The sequence below is a fragment of the Terribacillus sp. FSL K6-0262 genome (genome assembly GCF_037977385.1).
Classification (GTDB): Bacteria; Bacillota; Bacilli; order Bacillales; family Amphibacillaceae; genus Terribacillus.
In genome coordinates this window covers 2,355,058-2,378,775 of sequence record NZ_CP150277.1, presented here as the reverse complement: position 1 = coordinate 2,378,775, position 23,718 = coordinate 2,355,058, and the positions used below count along the sequence as shown (strand labels likewise).

The following is a 23,718-nucleotide window of genomic DNA, read 5'->3' as shown; positions in this document are numbered from 1 at the left end:
GGCCATTCTGGATTAGGAAGTAAAATGATGTAAAATTATTGCTAAAAACCTTTTCTCATAATATATCGACAAAAAATTTACAATTTGAAATATTAATTAACAAAAAAGCACATTATCCGCATTGGATAATGTGCTTTCCTGATTTAACGATAGTGTGGTATATCAAGATACAAGGTATAAATACCTAGATTTTGATACAGATTATACATGGTGGAAACTTGCTTGGATGCCCAGCCGATGTCAGTGGCATATTGCTTGCCGTAAGTACCGGTTTCAGCCATTGCTTCAGGATTCCAACGCATTTTGTACAATGTGTTTTGACCTGAATTGATGTAGCCATTCCCGATATACTGTGCTCCTCCGACAATGGCGAGATATGGGGATGTCCAACCCTCGTCATACGCCCGTTTGGCACCGCATTGAACGGGACAATCATCGTACGCACCAATGCCATACATGTTATAGACTGTTGTACCGTTATATTTCACTCCTTGAGCCAGTGTGGATGTACCATTGCCTGTCTCAAGAGTGGCATGGGACACCAAGTAGACATCATTGATGCCATATAGCTTGGCAGCATCGATGAATGCTTGTCCTTGTCCATCAAGCGTCCCTTTTCCAGCCAGATACTTATTCAGCGTAGCTGCATCCGCCCCACTTGATCTCGTCAGATCAAGGAACTGGAAACGCTGCTTTTCATCATTGATGAAGTTGTTCGGATCAAGATAATACTCGACATCGGAAGGGCTGGCATTCACCCATTGACGGGAATTGGTGAACTCGATTTGGTACCAGCTGCCAGTTTGTCCAATGATATTGACTTTCGCCCCTTTGGACAATGTCCCTACTACCCAATAACTTGTGCTCGGACCGCCGCGTACATTCAGGAGATCCGCTGTCACTTCATTATTGCTATTGATGTATTGAGCGGAGACATATGTTTTATATTCACTATCTGTCTGCGGAGATGCAGTTCTTTGAATGGCCACCGCTTCCTCCAGCGTCAAGTCATATTGCGTTTCTTTGTTATAGCTCTCGACTACATATGATTCATGCAGCCACATCGTCTTCCCATCCAGGACACCGCGGTACCAGATGTTGTTGCCGACTTTTTCCGTCAGGTTGACACGGAATGTGCTTCCTTCATATTTGGACATATCACTTACGACCAAATCCTTCGCTCCGCCCCATGCTTTTGCATAGGAGCTGCCTTTTCCATTCGCATAGAATGTCTTGGCAGTCTTATCGATGGTCGTATGTTCATGCGTCGACATCTCGGTGGATTTGACCCAGCCGACGACACCTTTTGTACTGCTTGGCTCTTTACTGATTTTGTAATAGGTTGTTCCGTTTACTTGCACTTGCGCTTTGATATAGTAAACAGCGTCAGTCAAGCCTGCTTCAACAGCATTTTTGCCGCTGGATGTATCTGCCCAGTTATCGTAAACGGTAGCATTTGATTTCAAGTGGCCAAGACGGCTTATTTTCGTCTCGCTCACCTCTTGGACATATGCACTGTGAATGAATACTTTTTTACCATCAAGCGTTCCGCGATACCACGTGTTGCTGCCAACGGTCTCTGTCAGATCCACTTGGAAAACTTCATTCTGATAGTCTGATAGATTATAGACTAGATCCTTCGATCCTCCCCAAGCTTTGGTAAACGCTTGACCAGAACCCTTTACCAGGAAGCCCTTCCGTTCTTTGCTGATTGTCGTATGATCATGTGTAGACATTTCTGACGCCCTCACCCATCCGACGACACCGTTGGTTGCACTTGGCTCCTTGCTGATCAAGTAATAAAGCTCACCAGCAAGGGACGCTTGCTTCTTGATGTAATACACAGCATCGGTGAAGCCGTCATCAACAGCTGAAAGTGTGGATGCAGGGTTCTTCAAGTCAGGATAAATCACTGCGTCAGCGTGGAGATGACCGAGCTTGCTTGTACGCTGTTCCGTAATTTCCGGATCATATGCAGTCACATATGCAGAATGAATGAACACTTGCTTCCCATTCAGCATACCACGGTACCACGTGTTGCTGCCGACAGTCTCCGTCAAATTCACATAGAAGGTTTCACCTTCTAAATCACTAAGGTTGTAGACTAGATCCTTCGATCCTCCCCAAGCCTTCGTGAATGCTTGCCCAGTTTCCTTGATAGTGAATGTCTTCTTGTTTTTGTCCACCGTCTTATGTGTATGCGTAGACATATCAGAAGCTTTTACCCAGCCGATGACGCCGTTGGTCGCACTTGGTTCTTTGCTGATCAAGTAGTACAGCTCGCCGTTTATCTTCGCCTGCTTCTTGATGTAGTAGACGGCACTAGTGTAACCTTCAGCTACAGCTTCGATTGCAGAGGAAGGATCATTGATATCAGGATAGATGACCGCTTTTGTCCTTAAATGACCAAGAAGACTGGTTTTCTGTTCCTCTTCTATCTTCACGGGCTCATATTCATCTACATATGCAGAATGAATATAGACAGTCTTGCCAGCAAGTGTCCCTTTGTACCAAGTGTTGCTGCCGACTTTTTCTTCAGCGCTTACATGGAGCTGCTGTCCTTTGTACTCGCTAAGCGTATAGACAAGATCCTTCGATCCTCCCCAAGGCTTGCTGTATGCATTTCCAGATCCATTTATCACAAATGTCTGCTTCTCGCTGTTCACGACAGCGTGAGTATGGGTACTCATCTCGGAGGCTTTTACCCACCCGATGACACCAGAAGTACTGCTTGGCTCTTTACTAATGAGATAGTACGTATCATCATTCCATTCAGCTTGTTTCTTGATGTAGTAAACAATGTCCGTATAACCGCCCGCGACAGCTCCTGTGGACTTACTCGTATCAGTAAGCTCAGGATAAATCACCGCATTGGAACGCAAATGCCCCATCAAATCAGCTGAGCTTTCCACAGGCTCAGCTTGATCAACAGCCGCAGCTCGCATTGTCTTCTCTTCACTTTGCGAATCTGCCTCTTCTTCTTGGGCTTTTGCGTCTTCCTCTTGGGCTTTTTCCTCTTCCTCAGCAGGCTGGGAATCTGCTTTTGCTTCTTCTTCCTGCTTCACATCTTCCTCAGTCTGCTGATCTCCATCGACCGTTCCGCTTTCCTCCGAAACGTCCCCCTCACTGTTTTCAGATCCTTCTTCAGCTGGGATGGCTTCCGAGTCATCAGCCGTCTCATCTACAGGTCCGGATTGTTCTTCCGGAGCATCGGTCACCGGTTCTTCTGTCTGTGACTCATCCGTTTGCTGGATAGCTTCTGTCTGCTGCTCGGAATTTAACGTCTCTTGTGCAGACACATACCTCGCTGGAGATACTAAGCCGAATAGAAGCAAAAAGATGAGTGCATACGTGAATTTCTTCATTTCACCCTCCTGAATATTCAATTTTCAATGTTCAAACGCCATTGCATCGCGGTTTATGTATCGTACGATTACCTCATCCACCACTCCTTCATTTTTACTAGGAATAGGTAACAATGGTATGTAATAGGTAACTAATTACCTATTTATCTATAATTCTACAAAACTAAACAAAACTTTACAATCTATTATTAAATTATCACTTTATTTACATTAAAAATGATTCCATTGATTCAACAATTTCCAATTTATTGAAATTGATTGACATCCCAAGAAAATTATTAAAAAACCACCGCCAGGAATTTGACGGTGGTTCATCTTATTTAATCACTTGTTTCACGACACGTTCGGAGGCTCTTCCATCCTCCAGGTAACAGAATCGGTTATAGAATGCTTCAAACCGCTCATCCGGCTGGTAGCCTTCCCTGTCGATCCGCTTCACTTCCTGGATGATCTGTTCTGTATGCTTAAACAAAGGTCCCGGTGCTTTCTCTTCGAAATCGAAGTAGAAGCCGCGGAGATTATCCCGATAATCATCCAGATCATATACGAAGAACATCATCGGACGACGCAGGTTGGCATAATCGAAGAATACGGAAGAATAATCCGTGATCAGCATATCTGCCATCAAGTAAAGCTCCCGGATATCCTCATGCTTGGAGAAGTCATACGCAAATCCTTCATAGCTGGAAAGATCCAGATTCTCTGCCACAAGATAATGCAGCCGCAGGACAACAATGTATTCATCACCCAATTCTTGGCGCATGCGCTCCAAGTCCAGCTCCAAATCGAATTTATACTTCCCTTTTTGATAAAACTGATTATCCCGCCACGTCGGTGCGTACAGGATGATCTTCTTATCCTCGGAAAGTCCGCAGCTCTTCTTCAGCGCAGCTATGTTCTCTGGCTTATTATGTGTATAAAGGAAATCGTTTCGCGGATATCCCGTTTCGAGCATCTCCTTGTCAAAGCCGAATGCCCGCGCAAAAATTTCACTGGAATAGGCATTCGGGGAAACAAGATAATCCCATTTAGATGCTTCGAATAAGAAATTCCGCTTGTATTTCTCTGTATTCGTTCCCGGCATATGAACCTCGTCCATATCCGCCGCAAGCCGTTTCAAAGGCGTACCGTGCCAAGTCTGCAAGTAAATCGTATGATTTGGTTTTGGAATCCATAATGGCAGCCGGCTGTTTGATACCCAATAACGAGCCCGCGTCATCAGGAATAACCAGCGAATCGAGAAGCGGCGTACATAGGGCACACCTTTTGTTTCAAAATAAGGAACCGCTCGACGATCGGAGCTCCAATACATTTTGTACTCCGGATGATTTTCACGCATGTACTCATAAATAGCCCTCGGGTTATCGCTGTACTGTTTTCCAAGGAAACTTTCGAAAACCATCAGCTTCTTATCAACCGGAAGGATGGCGCCGAATAGCTTGAATACCTGCTTATAGCTATTCTTGAGGAATTTCCCCCGGCGGATGTGGACCCATTTACGCTTTGCCCGCGATATACTCTCGCGAATAAAGAAATACTCAGACGTCTGGACGGAAAGATATTTTTTCTTCGTCAACCTTGCCGTCAATCGGAATTTCTTGCCATTCACCGTTGTTTTCACTGACACTGGCAATGTCCGGTCTTTCTTCAGGTGGCGCATCCGGATACTGCGGATGGTGCGTCTTTTTCCGTCTTTTGAATAAGTGAGTTCCACGTAAAATTTAAGGAACTTCCTCTCATCCATATCGACATGCGGAATTATATCGAATTCCCCTTCAAAACCGGAATGACGGAGCAATTCATTACCTGCGTATTTATCTGCCAAGTCTTCACGCTCCTGGAATTGAAGCGGGTATACCTGTTCTTCCTCTTCATTCAAATTGTTTGTCACGACCAGTTTGATATCTTCCAGCTTGTAACCATCCTCCTGATACAGCGGAGCATAGTTAAAGGAGCCAGAAAAATGAAGGACACCCTGTTTCTTCAAATGTACTTCTTCCAGATTGGCAAAGAACACATAGTCATTCATCCGGAAAGATACATTCCCTTTCCCGGTGCGATAAGGATAAAATACCTTGTCCGTTCCAGGTATGAAATAAGAATGATATTGCAGATGCTCCGGCGGATTGGAGATTCGCGCCCGCTTCGTCTCCCCTTCATTTTCCCGTTCCACATACAAATCCCACATAACTCCATCCTGCAGTATTTGGGAATGTTCAGCAGGGTCCAATGTCACTTTGCAAATCGTATATTCATCCACACTGTGATCTTCTTCAAAAGTCAGGTAAATTTCTTCATTTGTATAGCGATTCAGCAATAGGAATCGATAAGTTTCATAATCAGCGATATAGGAGGCTTTGATCGGAATCTCCATATAGAAAATCCCCGCATCGATCCGAACCGAGATGGCTCTCCTATTTCGAAGGCTGATGTTTTCCATGCAGTACTTCTCCTCTCAACTTGCAATCCAATCCTTATTATAAATTTCATATGTAGGTAATTCAACAATGCATTTGTAAAGTTCTTTACACATACTTCGTATTTTAAAAGGATTTTTTGCTCTTCCTTAGCATGTTTCATCCCTAGTCATTTATACATTTTCTTAACCAAATACAGGGAATCCAGGTAATTATGTATCCGTTTTCGACAATACTTGCATATATTTGCATTCTATTATCATAGCAGACTTGAAATTTAATTAAAATGTAAATATAATGTTAAATAGGTGTAAATGTTATGATTTATAATTGCACTGTGACAAAGAAGATGAAGACAACTTTTATATATGAAAACCAAAACTATAAAGGAAATGAGGCACAACAATGAAGAAAGTAATTACGTACGGTACATTTGATTTGTTGCACTGGGGCCATGTGAACTTACTTCGCCGCGCGAAGGAAATGGGCGATTATCTTATCGTGGCCATCTCCTCAGATGAATTCAATAAGCTGAAAGACAAGAAGTCTTACCATAGCTTTGAAAACCGCAAAATGATCCTGGAAGCGATTCGTTATGTGGATGAAGTCATCGCAGAGGAAAGCTGGGATCAAAAAGTCCGCGATGTCGTGGAACATGATATTGATGTATTCGTCATGGGCAGTGACTGGGAAGGCAAATTCGACTTCCTTAAAGAATATTGCGAAGTCGTTTACCTGCCGCGTACAGTCGGTATCTCCACTTCTAAGATCAAAGACGATCTTCTAGAAGTGAATAATGGTTAGAGAATTAGCTATTTCTCTCTATCTAGCGTTCTTCAAGACGCTATTCATATTTTTCAAGCTGTTTCCCCAAAAGAACAAAACCACCTTGGTTTCCTCTTTTGGGGATAATGTTTTGTATACGGCTAAATCGCTTGAAAAATGGAATGCGGGAGAAATAGTCATACTGAAGACTCCTTCCTGCCGGGAAGAATTCACTGATCTTGATGCGGAGATCATACCTTTTGCCATGGCGAATATGAGCGGCTTTATCAAAAGCATATACCATCTGGCCACTTCGCGCGTCGTGATGGTGGATAATTATTTCGGATTTCTGGCCGTAACCGACTTCAAGCCCAATGTCACATGCATCCAGCTATGGCATGCTGCAGGGGCAATGAAGAAATTCGGCTTGCAGGATCCTTCCGTCCAGACAAGGAGCCCGAAAGCCCAAGAACGATTCAAGCAAGTATACAGCCGATTTACGTATGTGACGGTAGGGTCCGAAAAGATGGCATCCATCTTCCAGGAGAGCTTCGGACTGTCGAATGCCAATATACTGCGAACTGGTATGCCGCGTACCGATTTCTTCTTCGATGACAGCAGGATTGCACAAATCGAAAAAGAACTTGCCGAGCAATACCCGATCATCAAGAAGCGAAAAGTCATCCTTTACGCTCCCACTTACCGGGATGATGAACTGGCCAAGCCTAAAATCGAGCTTGATATCGAGCAGCTTTACCGGGAGCTGGGACAGGAATATGTTTTGTTCCTGCGCCTTCACCCTGCTGTTACTTGGGATCTGGCAAACTACTATCCAAACTTTGTAATTGATGTCACACACTATAAGAATATCAATCCGCTGCTTTTAGTGACGGATATCTTGATCACCGACTATTCCTCGATACCTTTCGAGTATTCGCTGCTTCATCGCCCGATCATCTTCTTCACATATGATTTGGAGGATTATCAGAAAAAACGCGGCGTATCGGATGAATACCTCGAATCTTTACCGGGACCTATGGTCAGGGATACAAAATCGATAATTAAAGTGATTAAAAAGAACGCCTTCCAATTAGAGAAGGTGCACGCTTTCTCCAGACAATGGAATCAATATTCGAACGGGCATGCAAGTGAACAGCTGGTCCAAGCAATGTATATGTCCAATCCGGCCGTTGCAGCTACTGCCAACCCGTCCACACAAACTTCACGCTGATGTTTATCAGCGTGATTTTTTATGTAAAATGAAAGACCCCTTCTCCTTTTGGAGAAGGGGTCTTTCATTATTACTGATGCTGCTTGCGCTGCTGTTCTTCTTCCGTCACTTTTGGAAAACCTACCATGTTGAGGATCGGACGATAGCGGTCGCTGATCAATCCAGTGATCTCGACGATCAATTCGATCAGGATTGCCAAGGCAATGATCAGGATTGTCGAGCCCCACATGGTGACTTCTGTGTAAAGGACGCCTGTCATGCTGAAGATCCCGCTGATTGCATAGATGACGATAACAGTCTGGCGATGAGAGAATCCTAGATTCAAGAGACAATGGTGCAAATGCAGCTTATCCGGTGCTGACAGAGGCTTCTTCTGCACAATCCGGCGGATGATTGCAAATGTCGTATCCAAGATCGGTACACCGAGAATGATGATCGGCACGACCAAGGAGAACAAGGCAACGTTCTTGAACAGACCGCTTACCGATAATACGGCAATCATATAGCCGAGGAATAATGCTCCAGTATCCCCCATGAATATCTTAGCCGGGTGGAAGTTGAAGACAAGGAAGCCAAGTGTGCTGCCTAACAGGAGCACGCCCATCATTGCAGACAGCGGGTTTCCCATGCTGATCGCTATCATGGAAATCGTGAATAATGCGATGGCTGAAACTCCTGCTGCCAATCCATCCAAACCGTCAATCAAATTGATGGCGTTCGTTATACCGACAATCCACAAAATCGTAATCGGGATAGCCCAAGCACCGAATTCGATGCGGCCAGCGAATGGCAGTGTTACAAAGTCGATTTGAATACCGCCCAGCACCGTCACAGTTGCAGCTGCAATCTGTGCGATGAATTTAACTTTTGCCGATAGGATGAACTTATCATCCAAAGCACCGATCAGCGTAATCATCGTAGCTCCAATCAGTATCGGCGCCGTATTCGAATCATTCGGCATAAATATCAGGTAACCAATGACGAAACTGATGTAAATGGCCAATCCGCCTAATCGCGGCATGATTTTCTGATGTACTTTCCTGGCGTTTGGTTTATCCGTTGCTCCGATTGCGAATGCCAGCTTTTTCACCATAGGCGTCAGCGCGACCGAAAGGATGAAGCACGCTGCCAGCGCCATGATTAAAGGCGTTATGTGTACCATTCGTATCCTCCTAAATAGCTTGCAAATCGTTCCATAATTGTTATTATAATCCAAGTATCATAACTTACTAGATTTCGACAGTATTCTTAACATGCTCTGTACCATTATAAGGTTTCTGTTGACAAAACACAATTACACACAATGTAAATTTTACATGATGAACGGCTCCAGCGCTTTTACATTTCGTTTACATTTATCAAGCTTCTTTGATGAAATTGCTTAGGATGCTGAACATCCGCTCTTTCCCAGATTGAAACGGGACAGGCTCGAAGCTTTCCGTCTGCCGGATCACTTCGCCCAGATCTTCCCCTTCTCCCCAGCTCAGGATATGCCTTTGTTCCAGGAAAATGGATAATAGCTGCAGCTGGTGATCATCATTATGCTCCCCGTATTTTTTCAGCCTGGCTGCTGCAATGACCTTCTTGCCCTTTTTCAAAGCTGAAATGACCGAACCGGTACCAGCATGTGTGATGACCAATCGTGCATCCTCCATCAGCTGATCCATGACCTCATAATTGACAAATGGCTTGATTGTCAGCAAATCGCTTTCGAACTTCGTATGTCCTGCTTGGACGATGACTTCATCTGTGATGATCCCTTCCCGTTTCAGCCGCTCCACTTCCCTGAGAAGACGCGTGAAAGGAAGCTCATGTGTGCCTAAGACGACCAGTATCAATAGATGGACCCCCCATAGACCGCTTTTGGATAAATCTGTTTCATCGTTTCCCATTGGACGATGAACAAATCGGCGATCGGATAGATCAGCTTGCCTGATATGGTCGGGGAAGTGGACTTCGCAAAGCTCTCGATGAAGATGACGCGTTTCCCGAACAGTTTGGCGATGTAGCACATCGGCACGGATGTATGAGCCCCTGTGGAGATGACAACATCCGGACGATGCTTAAGGAATAGGAAAACGGATTTTATGATGTTGTAACTGAACTTGAATATATAGCGGAAAGGATAATTGCGAGCTCCGTAAACAAGAAAGCTCATCGGATGCTTGCCTTTCATTTGTTCCGTTATTTCGGATTTTTCTGTCACGATATGATAGTCATATTCCTTGAATAGCGGCTCCAGCTGCAATAGCTGTGTCAAATGTCCGCCGATAGACGAAATCAGAAGCAACTTTTTCTTTTTCATCACTGATTCGCTCCATTCCAGTTAAGGTGATATCTATTGAAAGAATTTCCCTGGTTTCTGCTTGAGCAAGCCATACAGGAACCCGAGGAACAATGCCAAATAAAATCCGGATGCCGGTGATGACAGGATGTGCCCGGCAATGAATGCTGCACCGAGACCGATACAAGCCCCGATTCCGCTGAACAATGCTGTCGCGTTCAACGTCCGGAATCGCTGCTTGAAGATGAAGACCAGGATGCTGCCGATGACAAACACCAATGGCAGTACCAAGATGAGTGTCCCGATAAATCCGAAGCCAAAGAACCAGTCCAGGATATCCATCTCGATTATCCTTGGTTCTTCCCCGGTATAGTTCCCGCCGATTCCCATACCGAATGCTTTCTGAATGACAGGTGCATGCTCGAAATAATAAAGCACGGTACCGAAGAATTCTTCCCGGCCATTCAGTGCCATGAGCTGCCAGGAACTCCACTGCCTGACACTTCCGGGAGGCGGAGCCTCTCCTTCTTCCCCTTCTGCCGGTATCGGAGGGGCCTCTGCCTCTTGCTGCTGGGCTGCTTTTTCATTTGCCATATCGACTGATAAGCCAAGGTTGTTTCCGATCGGCATCTCAGGCGAGACGAGGATTGTGACTGCCAGCAGGACAAGGACGACTCCGGCCTGGATGAAGTTCCTTCGTTCGATGATTGCCTGTACAAGAAGAACGATGAATGCAAGCCCGAGCACAAGCAAGGCTGCCCCGAAAGCGACCTTGGTGCCGATCGTGAGCATCGCCCATATCATGACCGCTATCAGAACTGTACATATAATTTGTGCAAAGCTGCTTTTCTTTATGAATAGATAGTAAATCATCGCACCGCAGAAACCCATGCCCAAGATGGCACTGATTTCATTGCCGGAAAAGAACCAGCCGGAATGCCCTTGCTTTTCCAAGTAATCATAGCTCCGTTTCCCGGTTCCTGTTATCTCGGCAAGGAGCATCACCAAACTGACGACACTCGTATTGATGAATAGATATTTCGGCACCATCACTTGCCATTCCCGATTCCCGCCGATATGCCGGAAAATCATCACATAAACAAGCAGTGCAGTGATGAAGAAGAACGTCTTCAGGATGAATGTCAGCTCGCCAACAGCTGAAACAGGATCCTTCCAGATCATACTGACGCCGAAATTGATGGCAAAGTATACGGCAAGCAAGGTCATATAGATGAGGGTATTCCTGCTCCAGCGCCGATTTGGATAACCAAGCATATACAGTGCCCCGATTGGTATGACGAGCAGCCGGACAGGATTGGATACTGGAATCCCGAAATACGACAGCAGGTCGAGAAACGGCTGAGCTAAGATGAAGAAAATGAACAGTTTTTCGAATGTATGATGATTGTCTTTGAGTTTTTCTGTCAGAGCTTGCAAAATGATTGTCCTCCTTCGTGCCACTCTTGCCAATTACTCAGCAGCGGAGCCGCCTCTTCCCAATAAGATATAGAATGATTTGATTTTCATCAGGAATACGCAGATCAGAAATACGATGACTCCTGCTGCTGCACAGATCAGAATCGTCAGGATTGGCTGTGCATCGCCCAACATGGCTTTGATCAGAAGGACAGCGCCCCCCATGATCAGCACCCCGGCAGTCGTCTTGGCGACATCCGTGAGCATCTCCCGTACAGGTATCCCGCCCGTGAGCTTCCGGAATAGGAGGAAGCAGGCAGTTGCATAAACCAAACCCGTCACCGATGTAGAAAGCGGTATACCGATAAAACCGAAGCTTTCCGTGAATAAGTAGTTGAGCAAGAACTTCAGGCCGATGGATAGGAACCCGAGCCGCATCATGTAATGACCTTTTTCCATCGTATAAAAACCATTGTTGATGATGATGACCAGGCTGTAGAACAATATCGTCCCGAAATAGTAGTAAGCTGCTGTGCTTGTCTCCCCAACATCGTGCGAGGTGAAATTCCCTCTTTCGAACAGGAGGGAGACAATCTCCGGCATCAAGAGCATCATGCCTGTCAGTACGGGCAGCAGAACGAAATACATAATCTGCAAACCGCGGGTGATGTTCGCCTTGAAGCCAGCCATATCTTGCTTGGCATATGCGGCGGCAAGCAGCGGGAATACGATTGTGCCGATGCTCACCCCGACGATATTCTGCGGGAATTGCGTCAGATTCTTAGCCGTATTCAAATATGTAACGAAACTGCTGCCAAGCATATTGGCAAATGAATTATCGATCAGCAGGGTGATCTGCCCAATCATCGCCGTGAGCGCTACCGGGATGAAAATGCGGTAAAACTGTTTGTTTTCCGCCCAATCAATCCTGCCCCTAAGCGAGAGCGTTCGTTTTGGCAGCAACAGCACCAGCTTGAAAAGCAAGCTCAGGATGACACCTGCCAAATTGCCGAAAGCAAAAGCATACGCTCCTATCTCATCCGCGAAGAGAAGAGCACTTCCGATGGTCCCCAAGAGGACGATCGCCTGTGCGAGTACCGATAAGTAATATCTGTTCTCCGCATCGAAGTATGCCTCCAGTACGGCATTGACGCCGACGAATGATAAAGATGAAAGGAAAATGATTGTCATGATCGTTGCCATCTGCGCGTTGTCGCCTGCCAAATTCGGATACAGCAGTCCGATATACAGCGGCGCTATGAAAATGAAAACGATCGATATCAGCAAACTGAACAGGAGCGTGCCTTTCCAGACATCCTGGAGATGCGCCAGCCCCCTGTCCTTTTCCTTGTATTTGATATAACTGGGAACAAATGCGCTCTTCATTCCTGTTGTCAGGAAAAGAATGAACATATTCGGTAATGCAAAGGCTGCATAATAAGCGTCCGCTTCGCTGCCGGCTCCGAAATAATTGGTTATCAGCATATCCCTGATCAACCCGGAAACCTTCAGCACGAGGGTCACGAACAGCAGCAGCAGGCTTGCCATGCGAAGTTTCGACTTCATGATAGGACCTCTCTCTATTTGCCCATGCAGCATGTAGCTCAATGGATGCGTATTGCTGGGTAAATTATAAGACTGAATAGAAAGCCGTTTCAAGGCAATTTACAGTAACTTAACGTAGACAGCAGGGGGTAACACAACTCCATCCCTTCCAGTTACTGGGCTCGGGCATAACTTTACAAAATATTCGTATATTCATACTATTTACAATTACTTCACCATTGATTAACAGTTGCATAATAATCCTTTGCTAGACTTGGTTCGACATATCCTAGAAAAGGAATGGAGTGTACGTAGTGAAAATAGCTGTATTGATTCCATGCTACAACGAAGAACAAACAATCGGCGATGTCATCGATGCCTTCCGTAATCAGCTGCCGAATGCGGACATCTATGTGTTCGACAACAATTCGAAGGACAAGACGAGTGAGATCGCCCGGCGGCATGGCGCCATAGTCCGCCATGAGTACCAGCAAGGAAAAGGGCATGTCGTCCGTTCGATGTTCCGGAATATCGAGGCAGACTGCTATGTGATGGTCGATGGGGATAATACATATCCTGCTGAATTCGTCCATGACCTGATTGCCCCGATTCAGGAAGGACGCGCCAATATGGTCATTGGCGATCGGCTGTCCAACGGCACCTACGTAAAAGAGAATAAACGCAAATTCCATAACCTCGGCAATACGATGGTGAAAAACTGTATCAACTTCCTATATAAAAAGAAGCTTTCCGATATCATGACCGGCTATCGTGCCTTCGATCGTCTTTTCGTGAAGACAATGCCGATCATGAGCCCGGGCTTCGAGATTGAGACAGAGATGACCATCCATGCCCTTGATAAGCGGCTGTCGATCGTCGAGGTGCCGATCATTTATCGGGACCGCCCGGAAGGAAGCTATTCAAAATTGAACACATTGGCTGACGGCCGCAAGGTGCTGTATAAAATCTTCTCGCTGTTCAAGGAATACAAGCCGATGCTCTTCTTCACAGCCTGGTCCGCCCTGTTTCTCTTACTCGGATTAGCTGTCGGCGTCCCGGTGATTGCAGAATATTTTGCCACACAGTACATCACCCGGGTACCTTCCGCCATCCTCGCTGTCGGTTTGGTCGTCCTGTCGGTGCTGAGTTTTGCTTGCGGTGCCATATTGGATACGGTGGCATCCAATCATCGCAAACAATATGAATTGGAAATGAACCGGATCCAGGCAGAAAGCAAACCAAAACCTGTCCAAGGTATGACGAGAACTGGGGGCTCCATGTAATGACGCGCGTTCCAAACCTTTTGATCAGTGTGGCTGCAGGTCTTGCAGCCACTATTTCTGTATTAGCCATCATGCAGGCCAGACAGGATACATCCCTTTTGAAGTATGTCGTCCTTTCCATTGTCGGCATAGGTTTCTTTTATGCATTTCTCCGGTATCGCAAGCAGATCATCCAGTCTGTCATGGAAAAACGCTATATAACGGCAGGCATCGCTTTACTCTCTCTCTATACGCTGATCAGCCTGATGGACTGGCCGCTGTTCGTCAATCGGCCTTGGTATGAGACAGTCATCATCGACCTCATTTCACTTGCGGCCATCTTCTGTTTCTTCTCGTTCATCGCCTTCCTCTTGCTGAAAGGGGGCAGCAGATGGCAGCGGACAGACGTAAGCAAGTGGCAGATCCTATGGTATATGCTGCCGATGATCTTCGTTTGGATGTTTTACTTGCTTGCCTTCTTCCCTGGAAATATGAGTCCGGATTCACTGAACCATTGGCGGCAAGTGGAGAATATGGAGTTTAACAACTGGCATCCATTCGCATATACGATGGTGATTTTGGTGCTGACGCAGATTTGGGATTCGCCGGCTGTCATCGTCATATTCCAAATCCTTCTCATGTCGTTTGTGTATGCTTATGGGATTTATTCCTTCCGTCAATACGGACTTGGAAAGAGAATCGCCTGGGTTGCGGCTCTTCTATGGGCTGTATTGCCGATCAATGGCATCTTCTCCACCATTCTATGGAAGGACGTCGTCTATAGCATCTTCATCGTCTTTCTGACTATCTTTGTCATGAAGACGATATTGCAGGAAGGGGAAAATTTGCGGACGTGGAGCGGGATAGCAATATTCACTGTCGCATTGCTAGGCATTGCCTTCTTCCGTAATAACGGCCTGCCGATCGCCGTCCTAACTGCCATTGGGATGCTCCTCGTTTACCGGCGCAGCTGGAAGCAGCTGCTGACACCGCTTGTGCTTGTCTCGGCACTTTATATAGTTGTCACCGGACCGGTATTTACGGCTTATGATATCCAATCTGCCAATCCTAATGAATCCATGAGCATCCCGACTCAGCAAATTGCTGCGGTGGTCTCCCAGGATGGAGAGCTGACTGAAGAGCAGCTTGCCTATTTGGATACGATCCTGCCCATTGAGGATTGGGATGCGTATAATCCCTATCTGACGGATCGGATCAAATTCCATGACAACTTCAAGGATGATGTCATCGTGGCAGATATGGGCAAGTACTTATCGGTTTGGTTCGATATCGTCAAGCAGAATCCTGCCATCGTCATCGAGGCCTATCTCAAGCAAACTTCCCTGGTATGGCAAATCAATAAACCGATTGATGGCTACACCAATCCGTACACGATCGATGTTGATCCGAATGAAATGGGACTGGAAACAAAACCGGTGAGCCAGACATTATATGATGTATTGGAATACGGATTGGAAACATCCCGCTACCATACGGAAGAGCTTTTCTGGCGCCCGGCGGTATTCAGCATCCTCATCATCCTGTTCAGCTTGATTGCATCCCGCAAGCTCGGGGCGATTGCTTGGCTGCCGATTTTGCCTGTCCTGTTCAACACTGCTACAATCCTTGTCGGTTTGCCGGCACAGGACTATCGCTATCAAGTCAGCAATGCAATGGTGAGCATCTTTTTCCTCCTGTTTGCCTGTCTGTATAAAAAGGGAAAGGAGCCCGGCGATGGAGAACGCACAGCCCGGACACGACAGCCCTGACAAGCAGAAACTGGGTATCGCCCTGATTCTTTTGTCGGCCGTCTTTACAAGTGTCGGTCAGTTATTATGGAAAATCGCAGATGGAAATATCAACATCCCGCTCCTGATTGGCTGTATCTGCTATGGGGCAGGAGCGGTGACAATGATGATCGCCTTCCGTTTTGGCAAGCTTAGCGTGCTGCACCCGCTGTTGAGCCTTGGTTATGTATTTGCATTGATAATGGGCGCGATTCTATTGGATGAACATATATCAGCCACGCATATACTCGGAACAGCATTGATCATTGTCGGGGCAATCTTGATCGGGGGTGGGGAAAATTAGCTGGGTCTTGCTGCTCTCCTGTACCATACTCGGAGCTGGCGGAGGATTTTTCTTCAAACGGGCAAGCGACCCGTCCGTACCTACGTATCGGACATTGCTGGCCGGACTGACGTGTTACGGTTCTGCTGCCTTGATCAATATATATGTGCTTACGATGCTGCCTTATTCCATCGTCTTTCCGCTGACAAGCATAACCTATGTATGGACGCTATTGCTGTCGTATTATCTTTTGAAAGAGCATATCAAATTAAAGCAAATAGCCGGTGTCGGCCTGCTTGTCGCCGGCGCTGCCTGCCTTGTCATATAAGAAGACGGCTCCCGCCTTATGTTTGGGAGCCGTCTTCTTTTTCTATCGTTGTATTGACTAATCGGTAGGGGCGGACCCGCACCAATTCCGTAAATTGTTCCGAAACATGCAAGGTGGAAAATTTGAAGTCCGTATCTGCCCAGCGCATGATGAAGCCGACAGTGGCAGCCATCTGGAAGTGGATCATCAAGTCATAATCAACCGGGATCCGCGGACTTTCCGTTTCCAGATAAAACGCACCGGATAAGCATCGGACAAAGACGTCCAGCATCTTTTCCCCCATATCGGGATAAAGGATCCGCAATGCCTTCAAGACATTTCTTTCTTCATAGATATGGGTGAATATACGCATCGTCGAAGGAGCCTGCTCCTGCAGGTCGACATAAGCCCTGTCTTTATACGGCTCCAGCAATGCAACGGCTATGCCATCCAGGAAATCGTTAAGGATCCTTTCCTTCAGACACTCCTTATCAGTGAAATGCTTATAAAAGGTGCCGCGATTATAGTCAGCTCGATCCGCAATCTGCTGAATGCTGATCCGTTTATCCTCCTGGGTCAGAATCAAATCCACATACGCCTTTTTAAGCGCCTTCACACTTCTTCTGCTGCGTCGGTCAGTCTTCACTTTCATTAACAAAACCGCCTTCGTTGTTTATTAATTATCTCTTTGTTATATGTAATAAGTCTCTTTGTTGATTAGGTTACAATACCTAGATTATTGAGCATTGTTACCTAGCTGTCAATGCGCTAAGATTACTATGATAATGGATTGTTGAAAATTTCAGTCAGTTACTTCCATATAAAAAGCAAAGGGGGCTCTCACAGTGAAGGAATTCAAAGGACAGGTTGTATTGATCACTGGTGCTGCCGGCGCTATTGGATCATCGGTCGCGAGAGCTTTTGCGGAAGCAGGCGCGAAGCTTGCGCTGCTCGATCTTTCAGAGGAGGCATTGGAAGCAGCCACTGCAACCATCGAAGCAGACAAACTTTTGCTCCCTGCAGACGTTACCATAGAGACAGATATCGAGAATGCTGTCAAGGCGACATGCCGCCGGTTCGGACGAATTGATGTATTTATCAACCATGCCGGCATCAGCGGCGATTTCGTCCATATAACGGAACAAACGGTAGAAAGTATGGAGGAAGTGCTCCAGGTGAATGTAGTCGGCGCCTTCCTCGGATTGAAACATGTATTGCGTGTCATGACAAAACAGGAAAGCGGCGTGGTAGTCAATACAGGATGCAGCGGCAGTCTGCTTGGCGGTCCCGGCATGAGCACCTATGTAGCCTCGAAGCATGCCATACTCGGACTGAATAAGACTGCAGCATTGGAGGTCGCAGAGTATGGTATCCGTGTCAATGCCGTTTGTCCTTCCTCTATCGATACGGAATGGATGTCTGCCATCGAGACAAAGGCAGCCAAAGGAAATGAGAAAGCGGCACGCCGCGGTTTTGAAGCGAGTGTGCCGATGAAACGATATGGGGAAGTCGATGAGGTGACCGGATTGATACTATTCCTTGCCTCTGCCCGGTCCAGCTTCATCACCGGCTCTTATTTCAGGATCGATGGCGGCCAAGGTACAACTTCCGTCTAAAAAAGAAAGACGAGCGGCAGAATACTGTCCGCTTCGTCTTTTTTAATTGGACTCAAATTCTTCTTTAAGTTTTTCATAGAGGATACGGGCACCTTCCGGACTTAAATACAGATTATCTGCATATTGCTTGTTTTCCGGTGTTATTTCTCCCGTTACGGCACAAGTAAAACCAGGCTGATATTTTCGGAAGATGATCTTGTCGCCTTCGACAAAAATTTCAACAGGATCTTTCTCTTCTATGCCGAACTCTCTTCTGATTTCTTTCGGCACGACGACACGGCCTAGATGATCGACCCGTCTCGTAATCCCAGTACTCTTCATGAAAATGCCTCCTTTACTGTGATACTCTCACTATACTATATTTTTCTAATTATTGAAATTATTATTATCACAAAAAGGGCGCAAACACTGCTAATGTTCGCGCCTTTTTCCTACCGCAATATTCCTTCCAGTTCCTTGCGTGTATTGTCTGTTATCGCGGCATCAGAGCCGAGATAGAAGATTTCCGGCTGATCGCCGATCTTATTGAGGAAGGCCCTTGTCGGCTTGGTTACAGCATCCGGTCTTGTCAGGACAATCGGGGCATCATACTTGGCTGCCAGCGGGGCACCTGACAGACTATCCACTGTCGTCTGCCCGTTAGCGAAGAATACTTGATCCGGATTGGTTCCATGATACTTCGTGATCACCGCTGCATTTGTCGAATAACGATCAGGGCCATATACACGCCCGACCGATGCACCAAGCTGCTTGATTTGATCGGATACACGTTTTGAAACGACGGTCTCGCTGCCGATGATCGTCACTTTTTTGATACCATTACGTTTGATATAGTTCTTAACCTCATCATGCAGCTGATCCGTTCTTGTAAGCAGGATAGGGATTCCTTCGCTTCCTGCATGCGGCCCGATTGTCAGGGCATCAGGGGATTTCTCATCTCCGACGGCCAGGAAGATTTCCGATGGCTTACTTGAAACCGACGCTACTTCTTCTGCCACTTTTACAGCTGTCGCATATCGATGGGAACCAGCTACACGCTCGATCCTGCTATCAGGGAAATTCTGACGCAGGCTGCTCTCGACACTTTTCGAAATGGCTGGTTCTGCGCCTACGATATAGATCGTGGAAGGATCCAGACGCTCTATTTCGGTAATGGTCACTTGTTCGAGCTTGTCCTGGTCAGTCAAAAGAAGCGGTGAATCCAGCTGTGCTGCCAGCACGCTTCCGGTAAAGGCATCGATTGGCAGGTCACTGCGGCCAAGCACGACTGCTTCTGGAGATTCCAAGTGCCAGCCAAAGTTGGAGATGCTTGCGCTTGTAGCATTGCGGCGGGCACCTTCCAGATTGTGTACGACTACTGGATCCTTGCTCAGATAACCGCTTGCTACATATCCCGTTTTCCCGCTGCTGGTGCGTACAGGGTACCAGACATAATGATTTACACTGGAATCATTGGCAGTATAGCCTCCAGTGATTGTCAGCTTCTCACCGCGAGGCAAGGTGCCGATGGCTGACCCATTCGGGCTGCTGCGCAATGTAAGCTTATCCGCAGTCACGTAAACCGTGCTTCCATTCCCATAATTCTGGGTGCTTTCATGCAATGGGCCGGGAGTGGATACTTGATTTGTCTGGAAGGAGAAATAGGAACCAAGCTTCCCGCTGATCCTGCCCGGTGTTAAAAGGTGGGTCGGGAATGGCGTCGTTGCAACCAATGAGTTATTTTCCATTTCCTTATAAATAAGCTCCTGGTAAGCAGTCTGCGGATTGGCTATCGGATCATTCCGCTCCAGGCGGCCATTATATGCCAGAATGGCAAAGTACCAGTTTTCCAGCTTATCAGGATTCCCGTCATTGACTTTCGGTATCAGATTATAGGCTAGAGTGGATTCGGCTTTTGCATTGGCTTCATTCCATTTATCTTTCAAAATTTGCATACCGCGATCGATATTATAATCGATATCGTGCATCAGCTTTTGGATTTCCTGCTTGTCGCTTCGATCATAGTCAGAGACCTGCATGATCCCGATACCGATGCAGTCGTAGCCGATCACTACATTCGATCCATCCGAAACGCTGCAGGAATCCTGATACGCAGGCGTGGTGCCAGTCCAATACTGCTTCCATCCGCTTTCACGGAAAGCGATGGATTTGACGATTTCCGGCGGCACATCATATTTGACGGCTGCCGCTGTCAGCTTACGGCTGATCGTGTCATAGCTTGGGTTCGTATATCCGGCTGCACTTGCACGGAATGTACGTGCCTTTGTACTGCTTTCTGCCGGTTCCGTTCTCTTATCTTCTTTCGTCACTTGCTCCTGTGCTACCGTGAATGCCTCGATATATACTTCCTTTGGCTCGGCAAGCGGCACATCCTGTTCGATTTTCGGATAGCTGACTTCAAGCTCGGAACGGTCCTTCGCAACAGTGAGCCTTGCCCCTTCATATAAATCAGATTGATAAATGCGTTCCAGCTTTTCGCTTGTCACATGCAACACATCGAATTGCAAGGCTTGGGCAGTACCATGCGTACGATATTCAACAATCAAATAGGAATCGTCAGCCATCTCGGCTTCCTGGATGGAAGCTATATCGGCATCTGGAATCGTGGAATCATAAAGTGTCCCGGCATCCCCCATGATTCGGAGCGTACCATTTTTATCATTCGTAACTTCGACTGTTTTCCCATCCGGCAATTGTACCGTCGCAGTGCCAGTTGAAAAAGTATGGCTGGACGATTCTGCCTGCACATCAGCCGGCAGGATCCATGCCATACATGTGAGAAATAGACCAGCACAAAAGACAATGAGATACGTCGCTCTGTTTCTTTCCACCTGTTACCCTCTTTCTTTGCTAGATTCGCAGTACAATACGCTTATGTCGATTTTTGTAATGCTTCTTTTAAACTATAAAAAGAGCAGGCGGAATTTACTAGATGCTCAGAACAAACTTAACAATGCCAAGCCTGATTTTACAATCACTTAATAAAAAAGCCCAACCACAGTTGGACTTCATACAGAAAAAATTTCCGTCAAACGAGGCTTGATCGCCTCGACTTCATAAGCGGCAGCTGTTTGCTTTGCAGCTTCCCGCATGGATTGCTTTGCCTCTTCCGGCAATTCCATATAAGTATCAATGCTTGCCGCAAGCCCCTCTGCCGAACCCGGCTCAAACAGAAAGCCGTTGCGGCCATTTTCCATATAGTCCAGCAGACCAGCCATGCTGCTGCCAATCACAGGCGTACCGCAAGCCATCGCTTCCAGACCGACTAGACCGAGGCTTTCCCCTTCCCGCATCGTCGGGAAACAGAACACAGTCATGCTGTTGTATACACTGTTCAGCTTTTGCTGGGACAAAAGCGGGAAATGGACAAGATGATCCCGCAAGCCATAGCTGTCCACCATTGTTTCGAAGCTTTCTTTTTCCAGGCCATCACCGATGAACAATAACTTGCAGTTCCCTAGCTTCCCCTGCTCCTTCAGCAGCTTGGCTGCCTTCAAATAGACATCCCAGCCTTTTCCGCGATCGATCCGGCCGACGAATCCGATATAGCTGTAAGCAGGATCTATTTCCAGTTCTCGGCACGCAAGCTTTGTTTCCTTTTCAAAGAAGGTCTGCTTGTCGATACCGCCGGAAGGAAATATTTCAATTCGATTCGTCAACCCATACTTCTGCTGCACAAGCTCCTTATAATAAGCACTCGGTGTGATGACAGTGTCCGACTCTTCCAGCAGCCGCTTCACATAGGGCTGATATTTTTGCCGTTTCTTAAACTCCGGCACTACATCGCTGCCATGCACATTCGTATAGATGACCATCTTCTTATTCAATTTCTTGGCAATCAATACTGGTATGGAATTATGTGTTGCATAGTGCACATAAGTGACATCATATTTCCGGAATAACGATTTGCCGATCACTTTAAAGAAGTGGCTTCCATAAGCGATCAATTTTCCGATCGAACCGGCCTGTTTGGTAACGACGGTGCGGTCGAAAGCCACCCCCGATCGGGCAAGGATCTTCTCTGTATTTTCGACGAAAACCCCATAATTGGGGTGCTGCTTGCTCGGATACATATTTGCGATCAAATGAACTTTCATACAATGTGCCCCTTACGTACGTGATTGTAAACAAATTGTACGCTTATTCGACAAAGCTTGCAGTAGAATCAACCACTTCTTTAAAAACAATTTACAATCAATGATCAAGCAAACCAAGCAGGAATTCATAGCCTGTAAATGAATCCTTCCAAGTCGACCAAGCCATCTGATGCGGTTTCCAAGGTGTAACGAAGGGCTCGTTCTGATAGTGATCTCCCTGCTTGGCCGGAATGAATGCCCCCGCTTCGAGACCGGAGGTGACAGCAGCCTGCTTGTCATTCTGTGCCCCTATTTCCACCTTTGCCGTAAATAGCTGACCATTTGCCATTTTCCAGATTCGATCGTCTTTCACTTGGCTTGGCTTGACTGCCGGAGCCTGACGGGCAAAATCAAGCAAGATATCGGTATCCAAATGATAGCCAGCCACAAGCTGATCAGTTTGTTCCTCTTCGGAAGCGTAGAATGCTTCGAATCTATAAGTGCTTTCTTGTGCCGCAGCAACAGGCTGTTCCGCCAAATCCGTGATTTCCCCTTCCAGGACAGGACCGCCGTCACGGAGCTTCGCTTCGACCGTCATCCCGTCCTGTACCTGCTTGCGCTCCGCTTCCGTCAGCTCACCGGAAATGACAAGCTCCTTGCTCTCCAAGGTGACGATCGGCCCCTCACCGGTTTGCCTGACTGATTTCACCGTGCCGGCTGAAGGACTCGTCACGGTCACATACTCCCCTGTTTCCTCCAATTCCGACAGCTGTGCCTCGGCTGCTGTCAGCTCTGCATGCTTCTGGGCAAGCTCTTTTTCCAAACCGATACGATATTGCTCCTGCATTTGGGCTGTCTGCTCTTCTGTCGCCTGACGCAGCGCCTCATTTGCTGCATCGGCATCTCCCCCATCCTCCGTTGGCACGATCGGTTCCATAGGAGCTGCAGCTGCCTCGATGTCCCCAGCTCCCTCCACAGCCGAGATGGCCTGCTCCACTGCCTCGGCCTGCTGCTCAAGCGTTGTGATCGCAGCCGTCAACTCGCGATATGTCTTCCCATAATCAGCTGCTTTATAAGTAAAGAGATCATCCCCTTCTTCAATCGTATCACCAGGCCTGACAAGGATTTCGGACATCGACCCTGATTCCGGATCCAAATAGACCGGCACTTCTTCTGCAGATGTCAGCACAGCGGGGACGGATAAAGTCTCCTTTACATCCTGTGCTGTCACCTGTTCCCACTTAGGTATGAAATTCGTCCTGCCCACCTGCCCTTCATCATCCAGGGACAAAATGACGATATTGACCAGTACGAGGACGATTCCCAATGGCAATACTAGCTTTTTCATCATCCTATATAGACCT

At 46.9% G+C, this 23,718-nt stretch carries 19 protein-coding genes; 7 read left to right on the top strand and 12 right to left on the bottom strand.

Translation table 11 applies throughout. The annotated features are described in order from the left end of the window. Nucleotides 1-143 precede the first annotated feature (143 nt). Entirely contained in the window at nt 144-3,365 is a 3,222-nt protein-coding gene (locus MHI54_RS12205) for a GW dipeptide domain-containing protein (protein WP_340081581.1), read from the bottom strand. A gap of 316 nt (nt 3,366-3,681) precedes the next feature. After that, nucleotides 3,682-5,805 carry a CDP-glycerol glycerophosphotransferase family protein gene (locus MHI54_RS12200; RefSeq protein ID WP_340081580.1) on the bottom strand — a complete coding sequence of 708 codons (2,124 nt, stop codon included), beginning with the start codon at nt 5,803-5,805 and terminating at the stop codon, nt 3,682-3,684. Nucleotides 5,806-6,187: 382 nt separating this feature from the next. Here MHI54_RS12200 and tagD point away from each other — a divergent pair, with 382 nt between their 5' ends. After that, entirely contained in the window at nt 6,188-6,586 is a 399-nt protein-coding gene (gene tagD / locus MHI54_RS12195; protein WP_095214133.1) for a glycerol-3-phosphate cytidylyltransferase, read from the top strand. Between the two features lie 112 nt (nt 6,587-6,698). Beyond that, nucleotides 6,699-7,778, top strand: coding sequence for a CDP-glycerol glycerophosphotransferase family protein (locus tag MHI54_RS12190; RefSeq protein WP_340081579.1), 1,080 nt, complete (start codon nt 6,699-6,701; stop codon nt 7,776-7,778). 70 nt (nt 7,779-7,848) lie between these two features. Here the strand turns inward: MHI54_RS12190 and MHI54_RS12185 are convergent, their stop codons facing one another. The 5 genes from MHI54_RS12185 to murJ all read right to left on the bottom strand — a co-directional run bounded on the left by MHI54_RS12185 (nt 7,849) and on the right by murJ (nt 13,044). After that, nucleotides 7,849-8,940 (bottom strand): MraY family glycosyltransferase, encoded by a 1,092-nt coding sequence (locus MHI54_RS12185; RefSeq protein ID WP_340081578.1) that lies wholly within the window; start codon nt 8,938-8,940, stop codon nt 7,849-7,851. 196 nt (nt 8,941-9,136) lie between these two features. After that, the gene (pssE, locus tag MHI54_RS12180) at nt 9,137-9,616 is read right to left on the bottom strand and encodes a PssE/Cps14G family polysaccharide biosynthesis glycosyltransferase (RefSeq protein WP_340081576.1); all 480 of its coding nucleotides are present in this window, start codon (nt 9,614-9,616) and stop codon (nt 9,137-9,139) included. Further along, nucleotides 9,613-10,083, bottom strand: a complete 471-nt coding sequence (gene pssD / locus MHI54_RS12175) for a PssD/Cps14F family polysaccharide biosynthesis glycosyltransferase (protein WP_095214137.1) — start codon at nt 10,081-10,083, stop codon at nt 9,613-9,615. Before pssD ends, pssE begins: the two co-directional genes overlap by 4 nt. A 33-nt stretch (nt 10,084-10,116) precedes the next feature. After that, nucleotides 10,117-11,499: an O-antigen ligase family protein gene (locus tag MHI54_RS12170; RefSeq protein WP_340081575.1), complete on the bottom strand. Its 1,383-nt coding sequence runs from the start codon at nt 11,497-11,499 to the stop codon at nt 10,117-10,119. 33 nt (nt 11,500-11,532) lie between these two features. Beyond that, complete coding sequence (gene murJ, locus MHI54_RS12165; RefSeq protein ID WP_158221433.1) at nt 11,533-13,044, bottom strand: murein biosynthesis integral membrane protein MurJ; 1,512 nt, start codon at nt 13,042-13,044, stop codon at nt 11,533-11,535. Nucleotides 13,045-13,337: 293 nt separating this feature from the next. On the opposite strand from murJ, the gene MHI54_RS12160 reads away from it, so the two are divergent. Genes MHI54_RS12160 through MHI54_RS12145 form a run of 4 tightly spaced genes read left to right on the top strand, consistent with a single transcriptional unit; the run spans nt 13,338 to nt 16,683 of the window. Then, complete coding sequence (locus MHI54_RS12160; protein ID WP_095214140.1) at nt 13,338-14,306, top strand: glycosyltransferase family 2 protein; 969 nt, start codon at nt 13,338-13,340, stop codon at nt 14,304-14,306. Next, nucleotides 14,306-16,054, top strand: a complete 1,749-nt coding sequence (locus MHI54_RS12155; RefSeq protein WP_340081574.1) for a DUF6020 family protein — start codon at nt 14,306-14,308, stop codon at nt 16,052-16,054. The genes MHI54_RS12160 and MHI54_RS12155 overlap by 1 nt, the downstream gene beginning before the upstream one ends. Then, nucleotides 16,020-16,376 (top strand): EamA family transporter, encoded by a 357-nt coding sequence (locus tag MHI54_RS12150; RefSeq protein ID WP_340081573.1) that lies wholly within the window; start codon nt 16,020-16,022, stop codon nt 16,374-16,376. Before MHI54_RS12155 ends, MHI54_RS12150 begins: the two co-directional genes overlap by 35 nt. Continuing rightward, nucleotides 16,363-16,683: an EamA family transporter gene (locus tag MHI54_RS12145; protein ID WP_095214143.1), complete on the top strand. Its 321-nt coding sequence runs from the start codon at nt 16,363-16,365 to the stop codon at nt 16,681-16,683. The genes MHI54_RS12150 and MHI54_RS12145 overlap by 14 nt, the downstream gene beginning before the upstream one ends. A gap of 16 nt (nt 16,684-16,699) precedes the next feature. On the opposite strand, the gene MHI54_RS12140 is transcribed toward MHI54_RS12145, so the two are convergent. Further along, nucleotides 16,700-17,314: a TetR/AcrR family transcriptional regulator gene (locus MHI54_RS12140; protein WP_158221434.1), complete on the bottom strand. Its 615-nt coding sequence runs from the start codon at nt 17,312-17,314 to the stop codon at nt 16,700-16,702. Between the two features lie 193 nt (nt 17,315-17,507). On the opposite strand from MHI54_RS12140, the gene MHI54_RS12135 reads away from it, so the two are divergent. Further along, entirely contained in the window at nt 17,508-18,278 is a 771-nt protein-coding gene (locus tag MHI54_RS12135; protein WP_095214145.1) for an SDR family NAD(P)-dependent oxidoreductase, read from the top strand. A 42-nt stretch (nt 18,279-18,320) separates the two neighbouring features. Here the strand turns inward: MHI54_RS12135 and MHI54_RS12130 are convergent, their stop codons facing one another. The 4 genes from MHI54_RS12130 to MHI54_RS12115 all read right to left on the bottom strand — a co-directional run bounded on the left by MHI54_RS12130 (nt 18,321) and on the right by MHI54_RS12115 (nt 23,705). Further along, on the bottom strand, nt 18,321-18,599 hold the full coding sequence (locus MHI54_RS12130; RefSeq protein WP_095214146.1) for an AbrB/MazE/SpoVT family DNA-binding domain-containing protein: 279 nt from the start codon (nt 18,597-18,599) through the stop codon (nt 18,321-18,323). Nucleotides 18,600-18,709: 110 nt separating this feature from the next. Beyond that, a complete protein-coding gene (locus tag MHI54_RS12125) occupies nt 18,710-21,109 on the bottom strand; it encodes a cell wall-binding repeat-containing protein (protein WP_340081569.1) in 2,400 nt (799 codons plus the stop codon). Between the two features lie 177 nt (nt 21,110-21,286). Next, nucleotides 21,287-22,375: a glycosyltransferase family 4 protein gene (locus tag MHI54_RS12120; protein ID WP_095214148.1), complete on the bottom strand. Its 1,089-nt coding sequence runs from the start codon at nt 22,373-22,375 to the stop codon at nt 21,287-21,289. Nucleotides 22,376-22,472: 97 nt separating this feature from the next. Continuing rightward, nucleotides 22,473-23,705, bottom strand: coding sequence for an efflux RND transporter periplasmic adaptor subunit (locus MHI54_RS12115; protein WP_340081568.1), 1,233 nt, complete (start codon nt 23,703-23,705; stop codon nt 22,473-22,475). Nucleotides 23,706-23,718: the final 13 nt, after the last annotated feature.

Bases quoted from the DNA above. Each gene is read 5' to 3' on its own strand.
- MHI54_RS12155 (WP_340081574.1), top strand. From the start codon at position 14,306: ATGACGCGCGTTCCAAACCTTTTGATCAGTGTGGCTGCAGGTCTTGCA.
- MHI54_RS12205 (WP_340081581.1), bottom strand. From the start codon at position 3,365: ATGAAGAAATTCACGTATGCACTCATCTTTTTGCTTCTATTCGGCTTA.
- MHI54_RS12130 (WP_095214146.1), bottom strand. From the start codon at position 18,599: ATGAAGAGTACTGGGATTACGAGACGGGTCGATCATCTAGGCCGTGTC.
- murJ (WP_158221433.1), bottom strand. From the start codon at position 13,044: ATGAAGTCGAAACTTCGCATGGCAAGCCTGCTGCTGCTGTTCGTGACC.
- MHI54_RS12115 (WP_340081568.1), bottom strand. From the start codon at position 23,705: ATGATGAAAAAGCTAGTATTGCCATTGGGAATCGTCCTCGTACTGGTC.
- pssD (WP_095214137.1), bottom strand. From the start codon at position 10,083: ATGAAAAAGAAAAAGTTGCTTCTGATTTCGTCTATCGGCGGACATTTG.
- MHI54_RS12185 (WP_340081578.1), bottom strand. From the start codon at position 8,940: ATGGTACACATAACGCCTTTAATCATGGCGCTGGCAGCGTGCTTCATC.
- MHI54_RS12120 (WP_095214148.1), bottom strand. From the start codon at position 22,375: ATGAAAGTTCATTTGATCGCAAATATGTATCCGAGCAAGCAGCACCCC.
- MHI54_RS12140 (WP_158221434.1), bottom strand. From the start codon at position 17,314: ATGAAAGTGAAGACTGACCGACGCAGCAGAAGAAGTGTGAAGGCGCTT.
- MHI54_RS12150 (WP_340081573.1), top strand. From the start codon at position 16,020: ATGGAGAACGCACAGCCCGGACACGACAGCCCTGACAAGCAGAAACTG.
- MHI54_RS12200 (WP_340081580.1), bottom strand. From the start codon at position 5,805: ATGGAAAACATCAGCCTTCGAAATAGGAGAGCCATCTCGGTTCGGATC.
- tagD (WP_095214133.1), top strand. From the start codon at position 6,188: ATGAAGAAAGTAATTACGTACGGTACATTTGATTTGTTGCACTGGGGC.